Raw genomic sequence first — 8,397 nt, forward strand, 5'->3', positions numbered from 1 at the left:
TAGAAAAAAATTAAAATGAATCCTAATAAAAAAAAATAATATTTTGAATTCATCTTTTTTTTCGCTTCAATTTAAAAATAAAATAGAATCTCCATTTTTAATTTTTTTTATATGCTATTAAGGATATTTCTATGTTCGCATTTTTTGGCAATCCAGAAACTTGAATAGTTTCTCTAGCAGGATAATATTCTCTTGAAAAAAATTTTGAATAGGAATAATTTATTTTTGAGAAATCTTCCATTTTTGTAAAAAATATGGAAGATTTTATAACGTTTTGAAAATCGATTCCAATTTCGGAAAGAATAACTTGTAAGTTTTTCATGACTCTTTCCGTTTCCATTTCTATAGTTTTATCAACTAATTTTCCAGTATCTGGATCCACGCCTATTTGTCCAGAAATAAAAAAAAAGTTTTCTATTAAGACGCATGTACTGTATGGTCCAAAAGAAGATATTTTTTTTATAGAAAATGTTTTTGGCTTCATATTATTTTTATTAATTGGTTTCCTTATACTGTATAATGTTACTTAAATTTGGATCTTTTATTCCAATAAAAAAAGACCAAAAAGGAGTTTCCCCAATGGGGGACCAGTTGAAATTCATTTTGAAACTTCTTAAATCTCTGTAAAAGATCAGGTTGAAAAAAGTTATTCTTTTCTTGAAAAGATCATAATCCGTGTGAATCTCTGTCTTCCAATATTTTGTTAAACCTATAGATCCATTTATACTTAAAAAAGTATTATTCGATAAATCAGGTTGATTATTATTGTTTTTATTTTCATAATTCGAATGAAAATCAATTCTTAAATCCAATGGAATTGGATATTTCGCATAATTATCCTTATCAAAAAGAAAGCCTTCATAAGGATGAATTTCTTTTTTTTCATCCAATAAATTCATTGGATTTTTGATCAAATGATAACGAAGTGAGAAATTGAATTTGAATTTTTTTGGATCCAAAAAAATTGATTGGAAATTTTCTTTTTCATAGAAATTCATTGTTCCTTCATATTTTATTCCTAAATATTTCGTAAAATCGGTATATCCTGTAAAATAGAAATTTTCCAATTTCAAGGATTCTTCCTCAAAGACATAAGAGGATTTCATTTGAAATGATTCAAGTATTTTTATTTTTTTATATTCCCTATTATTCTTGATTTTTAATTCCAAATTATTATCTAACGTTAGATAAATTCTTTTTTTATTATTAAGATAATTTTTATCATCATGATGAATAAAAATAGGGAAAAAGGATCCAAAATTGAAAGAGAGCATAGGTTCCATTTGATATCTCAATAAAAAATCCCTTTTATTCATTATAAATATCTTTTCTATAGAATGAAATAAGATATCCATGGATATATCTATTGTTTGAAATAAAGATTTACAAGAAAAAAAACACCAGGTAGAAGATCCTTTATAATGAATTTTTGGAGAAATTTTCAAATTCAAATAAGGATCATAATGAACAGGAAGAATATAATAGGTAGATAAGTTTATAGTATTATTAATTTTAGATTGAAAATCTATTTTTTTTTCTATTTTATTTGGATAGATAGAATTATCTGAAAAAACTTTATAATCCATAACAAATTGACGTAAAAACGGATTTTTTTTGAAAAAAAAAGGTTTTTTTCGAATGGAAAAATTAATTTTTGGAATTTTTAATTCTATCTCTCTGTTATGGGAGTTTTGAATCATATAAGCCTCTATATTTAAAAAAGATTCTTGAAATCTTTTTCTTAAGCTAAGATGAGAAATATTGACTTCCTTATTTATGGATGAATTTGTTTTTGTAGTAAACTTATTATGATAATTCATATCTGCATTAAATTTTATTTCAAAATTGGATTTAATATCTTGATTATGTTTCCATTTTAATTGATAGTCAAAATCGTTTTTGGATACGGATTGATAATCAAAAAAAAGAAATCCATTATCTCCATATTTTAATTTATATTCCATTTCTGTTTTTAATTTCCATTTTTCAATTCCATATATAGAACCGTTAATTCTACAATTGAAATAATTGGAAATAGGAAAAAAAATTCCTATGTTTTCTATATAAATTTTCTTGTTTTTAATTCCAAATCTAGGAAAAGAAATTCCATAAGAAGAACCCCTATCAGGAATATATAAAAATGGAAAAACTAGAGGAATTGGAACTCTATATAAATAAAAAAATACAGGTCCGGTAAAAATAGATTTTTTTTTATGAAAATATTTCAAATAATTGGTTTCCAAATAAAAATCTGGAGATATCTCTTTTTTTTCTATAAAGAGTGGATCTGCAGTATATATTACTTTTTCCATTAAGCTATAATTCTTTTCTTCCTTCATCCTATTAGCTATAATCACATGATCTTTTTCTTGGATATAGATCTCCTTAGCATTCCACATTTTTTCACCTAAGTCTAGGTGAAAAAAACTGTAAATAGAATACTTTTTATCCCCTTTTTGGATATAAATTGGATAGTTTTTTTTTCCTATAGCGTGTATATATCCCTTTTTCCAATTGAACTCTATCCTATTGGCTTCAATTTTCGTATCAAGATATTCTATTAAAGCATTTCCATTTAAATAAGATTTTCCTTCTTCTATATTATGTTCTTGAATATCAGAATTATACTTAACTTTATTTAAAGAATTTTCTTCATCAAATTTATCGATCTCTATCTTTGATTCAGAAAAGGATATAGAATTCTTATTTTCCTTTCTTGCGTAACTAAAAATAGGGAATAAAAACAATAAAAAAATTATGGTTCTAGGCAACTGAATTAAATTTCTTAAATAATAACTATAACTATGCTATGAAAAAAAAGGCTTTACTTCACATTCACATAGAAAAAAATCCTATATAACCTATTTTTTTTCAATTAGATTTTTCTTGTTTTCAACTTATCTGCACACAAACCTAATATCTCTAATAGAGTAATATGAAATACTGGATGATATTTTCTTGGTGTTATTTCACACATAGGTTCTAGAGCGAATCTACGAAAATGTAATAAAGGATGTGGAATAGTTAAAATAGAACTGTGCATTATAAGATGATCGTAAAACAAAATATCTATATCTATTTCTCTATCCTTGTACTTTCTTTTTTCATAAGAATCATTTTTATCCGTAATAGATTTAGATTTTCTTCCGAGAATCAATTCAATATGATAGATTTTTTCCAAAATCTCCATGGGAGAATAAAAAGTTTTTATATGTAAAGCCCTATTATAAAAAGTAGATGTATTTTTATTCATATTCCAAGCTTCACTTTCAAAATAAGAGGATTTTTTAATTATTTTTCCTATTTCTTTAGAAATTAAGAAAAAAGATTTTTCTAAATAATTTTTTTTATTATTTTTATTGCTTCCTTGTAATAAGAAAATATCATGTTCTTTCAAAAAAGAAAATTTTTCTTAGTAATTTACTGAAAAACTGCATTTTTCATGAAGTTATTTTTTTATTTAAATTGAGCGAATATTTTCATAAAAAAATATCAATGGGTTTAGTTGACTTTATGAAGAATCTATTTACTCAAGAAATCGCCATAGATTTAGGGACAGCGAATACTCTTATCATGCATAACAATAAAGTGATTGTAGATTTACCTTCTATAATTGCCATAGATGTCAGAACTAAAAAAGTGTTAGCTGTAGGAGAAGAAGCCAAACAAATGCAAGGAAAAACGCATGATAATATTAAGATTTATAAGCCATTAAAAGATGGGGTGATTGCAGACTACCAAGTAGCAGAGTTAATGATCAGAGAGTTTATACAAAAAATTCCAGGTATAAATAAAAAGTTATTTACCCCATCCCTAACTATGGTTATTTGTATTCCATCCGGAATTACGGAAGTAGAAAAAAGAGCCGTAAAAGATTCAGCACAACATCTTAATGCAAAAGAAGTCTATTTAATTGAAGAACCAATGGCCGCAGCTATTGGTTCTGGAATCTCGGTAACTAAAGCTGAAGGAAATATGATTATTGATATTGGTGGAGGAACTACAGAATGTGGAGTCATCGCTTTAGGTGGAATTGTTTGTCAAAAATCTATTAAAATAGCTGGAGATGTTTTTACTAATGATATAGCTTATTTTCTTCGTACGAAATATAATTTCTACATAGGAGAAAGAACTGCAGAAAAAATAAAAATAGATATAGGTTCAGCTATAGAAGCTATTGAAAACCCTCCGGAAAATATTCATATACAAGGAAGAGATCTTCCTACAGGAAAACCTAAAGAAATGAATATTTCTTATAAAGAAACTATTCCTGCACTGGATAAATCCATTTTACGTATTGAAGATGCAGTTATGGAAACACTTTCTAGAACCCCTCCAGAACTGGCTGCAGATATTTACAAAACAGGTATATATATGGCAGGAGGAGGTTCTCTTTTAAGAGGTTTAGATAAAAGAATTTCTAAAAAAACGGGTCTTTCTGTTTTTTTAGTAGAGGATCCTTTGAGGGCCGTTGTGAAAGGAACGGGTGTCGCTTTAAAAAATATTGATAAATTTACATTTTTAATGAAATAGAATAGGGGGGTTTAATATTATGCGTGAACTTTGGAATTTTTTTTTAAAATGGCGTTTTTTTATTTTTTTCATTTTTTTAGAATCCTCAGCTCTTTTTCTTTCTTTTTCAAAAAAGAATTTTCCAATCTATACAGGATCTTCTAGCTTTCTTCTTGGAAAAATTTATGAAACTATTTATCGATTACGTAGTTATTTTTTATTAGAAATTGAAAATGAAATTCTTATAAAAGAAAATATAAAATTGCGTCATGCGTCTATTTCTTCAAAAATAAAAAAAATAAATAAAGATTTTAAAGAAGAAAATGTAGAATATTTACAACAGTATATTTATACCCCCGTCAAAATTATCAATAATAGTATTCATGAACAGGAAAATTATATAACTATTAATAAAGGAAGTTTAGATGGAATAAAAATAGATATGGGGATAATTTTATCTGATGGAATTGCAGGAATTATTATAAAAACTTCTCCACATTTTAGTATTGCAATTTCTCTTTTAAATCCAAAAATTAAAGTAAATGCTAGGTTAAGAAAAAACAAATATTTTGGAACTGTTAGTTGGGATGGATTGGACCATGAACATGTTGTTTTATATGATATTCCTAAACATTCCATTTTTTCTAAGGGAGATATTGTGGAAACAGATGGAAAATCAGCTACTTTCCCTGAGGGGATCCCTATAGGAAAAGTTTCTTCTTATAAATTTGATGAAGAACATGCCAATTATGTTATAAGAGTTCAACTTTTTTCCAATTTTTCAACCATAGAAAATGCTTATGTGGTAAAAAATTTATTTAAGAAAGAATGGAATAATATTCAACTTTATAAAGTTGAACATAAATAATGAATTCTATTAAAAGTTTTCTTATACACGTTTTTTATATTTTTATTCTTTGTTTAATTCAAATATCTATATTAAATCCTATATTTTTTGGATGGTACACTTATATATATATACTTTTTATATTGATTTATTCCTATCATGGAAATAGATTTCTGTTTTTATTCTTATCATTTATAATTGGCTGTATTATAGATAATTGTATGAATACAGGAGGAAATCATGCTTTTTCTACGACTCTTTCTGCTTTTTTTAGATTAAGATTTTTACAATTTTTTGACGGAAAAAATTACATTAATCAAAATGATTTTTCAATTTATGAATTGCCATTTATTAGAAAAATTCTTTACATATTCTCATTAGTTATCATGCATCATTTTTCTTTGTTTATACTAGAAATATTTAAAATCTCTCATTTTAATAAAATTATCTTATTGAAAACTACATTTAGCAGTATTTTTACAACTATTTTATGTATTATATATTTTTTCTTTAGAAAGATTAAACATTGAAAAAATTATACATATTTTATATTTTTCTAAGTTCTATAGGTTTAATTTTTATAATCAGGTTATTTTATATACAGATATATACTGAGAAGTATATTTTAAATGCATTTAATACTTCTATTAAACAAGAAATTATTATTCCTGAAAGAGGATCTATTTTTGATAGAAACAACAATTTATTAGTGTTCAATAAGTCTATTTATGAATTGATAGTTATTCCTATGCTTATAGATGAACATTTTAATATCATAGAATTTTGTAATCTTCTAGGAATAGAAAAAGATACTTTTTACAAAAATTTAGAAAAAGCAAAAGCTTATTCAAAGTATTTACCATCTGTTTTTCTTCCTTTTCTTTCAAAAGAAAAATTTGCTACTATACAAGAAAAACTTTATAAGTATAAGGGTTTTGATTGGACAAAACGTTCTCTTAGAGATTACAAAGTAGAAAGTTCTGCAAATATTTTAGGATATATAGGAGAAGTGACACAAAAAGATATCAAGAAGGAATCCAATTATTATCAAATAGGAGATTTTATAGGTTGGGCTGGAGTAGAAAAATCTTATGAAAAGATTTTAAGAGGAAAAAAAGGAGTTAAATATTGGATTAGAGATAGAAATGGATGCATTATAGGAAGTTATAACAACAAAAAAAATAATGTAAAAGCCATTAGTGGAAATGATATTTCATTAACGATTGATTGGAAATTGCAAGATTATGCAGAAAAACTTATGTATCAAAAAAAAGGAGGAATAGTCGCTATTAATCCTAAGAATGGAGAAATTTTATCTTTAGTTTCTAGTCCTATTAATAATCCTAACTTGTTTGTAGGAATTCATCGTTCTGAAGAATTTAGAAAATTAATTAAAAATACAATAGATTACCCCTTATTAGATCGAACTACACAAGCTCGTTATCCTCCAGCGTCTCCGTTTAAATTATTAACGGAATTGGCTGGTCTTCAAATGGGAGTAGTAAACAAAAACACTACTTTCGTATGCTATAAGGGATTTAGATACGGGAAAAAGAGAATTCATTGTCATTCTGGGATTCATGGATTACCTATAGGAATAGAAACGGCTGTAGCTGTATCTTGTAATAATTATTTTGCACAAGTTTATAAACGTGTGATTGAAAAATATCCAAAAAATTTAACAAAAGGGGTCAATGAATGGAGTGAGATTATTAAAAGTTTTGGATTTGGAAATTATTTATATAATGATTTAGCTACGGGAGAAAAAGGAGTGATTCCATCTGGAGATTATTACAATAAAAAATATGGAGATTCAAAATGGAATGCTCTGACGATTATTTCAAATAGCATTGGTCAAGGAGAAATAAATGTTACTCCTATTCAATTAGCTAATATGGTTTGTTCTATAGCAAATAAAGGTTTTTTTTATACTCCACATATTGTAAAATCTATTAATTATCAACCTATTTCTAATCCTAATTATACTAGGGCTAAACACACTAAAGTAAAAAGTAAGTATTTCAATTTAATTATTAGTGGAATGGAAAAAGTTTTTATAATTGGAACCGGAAAAAGTTTTAGATCTTCGGATATTAGAATGGCTGGAAAAACTGGAACTGCACAAAATTTTATTAAAGTGAATCAAAAGATGGTTCCTCTACCTGATCATTCTATTTTCATTTTATTTGCCCCTGTAGAAGACCCTAAAATAGCTATTTCAGTGATTATAGAAAATGGCGGATTTGGATCTCGTTGGGCAGGACCTATAGCTAGTCTTCTTGCAGAGAAATATATTAGAAATCAAGTAAAAAGGGAAAATCTTGAGAAAAGAATAATGACTTCAGGACTACAAAAGGTATACGATACTATAGCAAACATGAAAGTGATCGATTCCACTAATAAATAATACAAAAAATTCTATTGATAAAAAGAAATAAAACATTACTAAGAAATATAGACTGGTATATCGTTCTTCTTTATGTTTTTATGACCTCTTTTGGAGGTATGAACCTTTATTCTGTTTCTACTGAAAAAGCAGAAAAGCAGTTGATATGGATTCTATTAAGTCTTATTTTCATATTTATAGTTTTTTTATTTAAACCTATACATTATAAATATTTTTCTCCTTATTTTTTCTTATTTACGTTAATTCTTTTAATTGGAGTATTCTTTTTAGGAAAAAATGTGAATGGATCAAAATCTTGGTATGTTTTTGGTCCCATTAGTTTTCAACCTTCTGAATTATCAAAGATATCGACATCTTTGATGATAGCTCATCTTATGAGTCAAGAAGATTTTCAAAAAAATAAAAAAATATTATTATATATATTTATAATATTAATATTACCTGCTGTTTTAATTCTTCTTCAACCAGATCCAGGTTCAGCTATAGTTTTTTCCTCTTTTATTCTTACTTTATATAGAGAAGGATTGTCTATTTTTTTTATATTTTATGCATTTATTTTAATTTTTTTGTTTATTCTTTCACTAAATATATCACCTTGGATCCTAACTTCTTTATTATTTTTAATTTTATT

Annotated in this window: 7 protein-coding genes; 4 read left to right on the forward strand and 3 right to left on the reverse strand. The window is 25.8% G+C overall.

Going from position 1 to position 8,397, the window contains the following annotated elements:
- Positions 1 to 97: 97 nt before the first annotated feature.
- The 3 genes from H0H45_RS00070 to folK form a co-directional block, all read right to left on the reverse strand.
- Positions 98 to 484 (reverse strand): Rid family detoxifying hydrolase, encoded by a 387-nt coding sequence (locus H0H45_RS00070; protein ID WP_185866605.1) that lies wholly within the window; start codon positions 482 to 484, stop codon positions 98 to 100.
- 10 nt (positions 485 to 494) lie between these two features.
- Positions 495 to 2,747 carry a putative LPS assembly protein LptD gene (locus H0H45_RS00075; protein WP_238785220.1) on the reverse strand — a complete coding sequence of 751 codons (2,253 nt, stop codon included), beginning with the start codon at positions 2,745 to 2,747 and terminating at the stop codon, positions 495 to 497.
- 128 nt (positions 2,748 to 2,875) lie between these two features.
- A complete protein-coding gene (gene folK / locus H0H45_RS00080; RefSeq protein WP_185866606.1) occupies positions 2,876 to 3,397 on the reverse strand; it encodes a 2-amino-4-hydroxy-6-hydroxymethyldihydropteridine diphosphokinase in 522 nt (173 codons plus the stop codon).
- Positions 3,398 to 3,495: 98 nt separating this feature from the next.
- Here folK and H0H45_RS00085 point away from each other — a divergent pair, with 98 nt between their 5' ends.
- The 4 genes from H0H45_RS00085 to rodA form a co-directional block, all read left to right on the forward strand.
- Positions 3,496 to 4,533 carry a rod shape-determining protein gene (locus tag H0H45_RS00085; RefSeq protein ID WP_185866607.1) on the forward strand — a complete coding sequence of 346 codons (1,038 nt, stop codon included), beginning with the start codon at positions 3,496 to 3,498 and terminating at the stop codon, positions 4,531 to 4,533.
- A 19-nt stretch (positions 4,534 to 4,552) separates the two neighbouring features.
- Positions 4,553 to 5,380, forward strand: a complete 828-nt coding sequence (mreC, locus tag H0H45_RS00090; RefSeq protein WP_185866608.1) for a rod shape-determining protein MreC — start codon at positions 4,553 to 4,555, stop codon at positions 5,378 to 5,380.
- Between the two features lie 505 nt (positions 5,381 to 5,885).
- Positions 5,886 to 7,766: a penicillin-binding protein 2 gene (gene mrdA / locus H0H45_RS00095; protein ID WP_185866609.1), complete on the forward strand. Its 1,881-nt coding sequence runs from the start codon at positions 5,886 to 5,888 to the stop codon at positions 7,764 to 7,766.
- A 14-nt stretch (positions 7,767 to 7,780) separates the two neighbouring features.
- A partial coding sequence (gene rodA / locus H0H45_RS00100) for a rod shape-determining protein RodA (protein ID WP_185866610.1) occupies positions 7,781 to 8,397 on the forward strand: 617 nt, incomplete at its 3' end.

Origin of the sequence: Blattabacterium cuenoti (assembly GCF_014252095.1) — a bacterium.
Taxonomy (GTDB): Bacteria; Bacteroidota; Bacteroidia; order Flavobacteriales; family Blattabacteriaceae; genus Blattabacterium; species Blattabacterium cuenoti_F.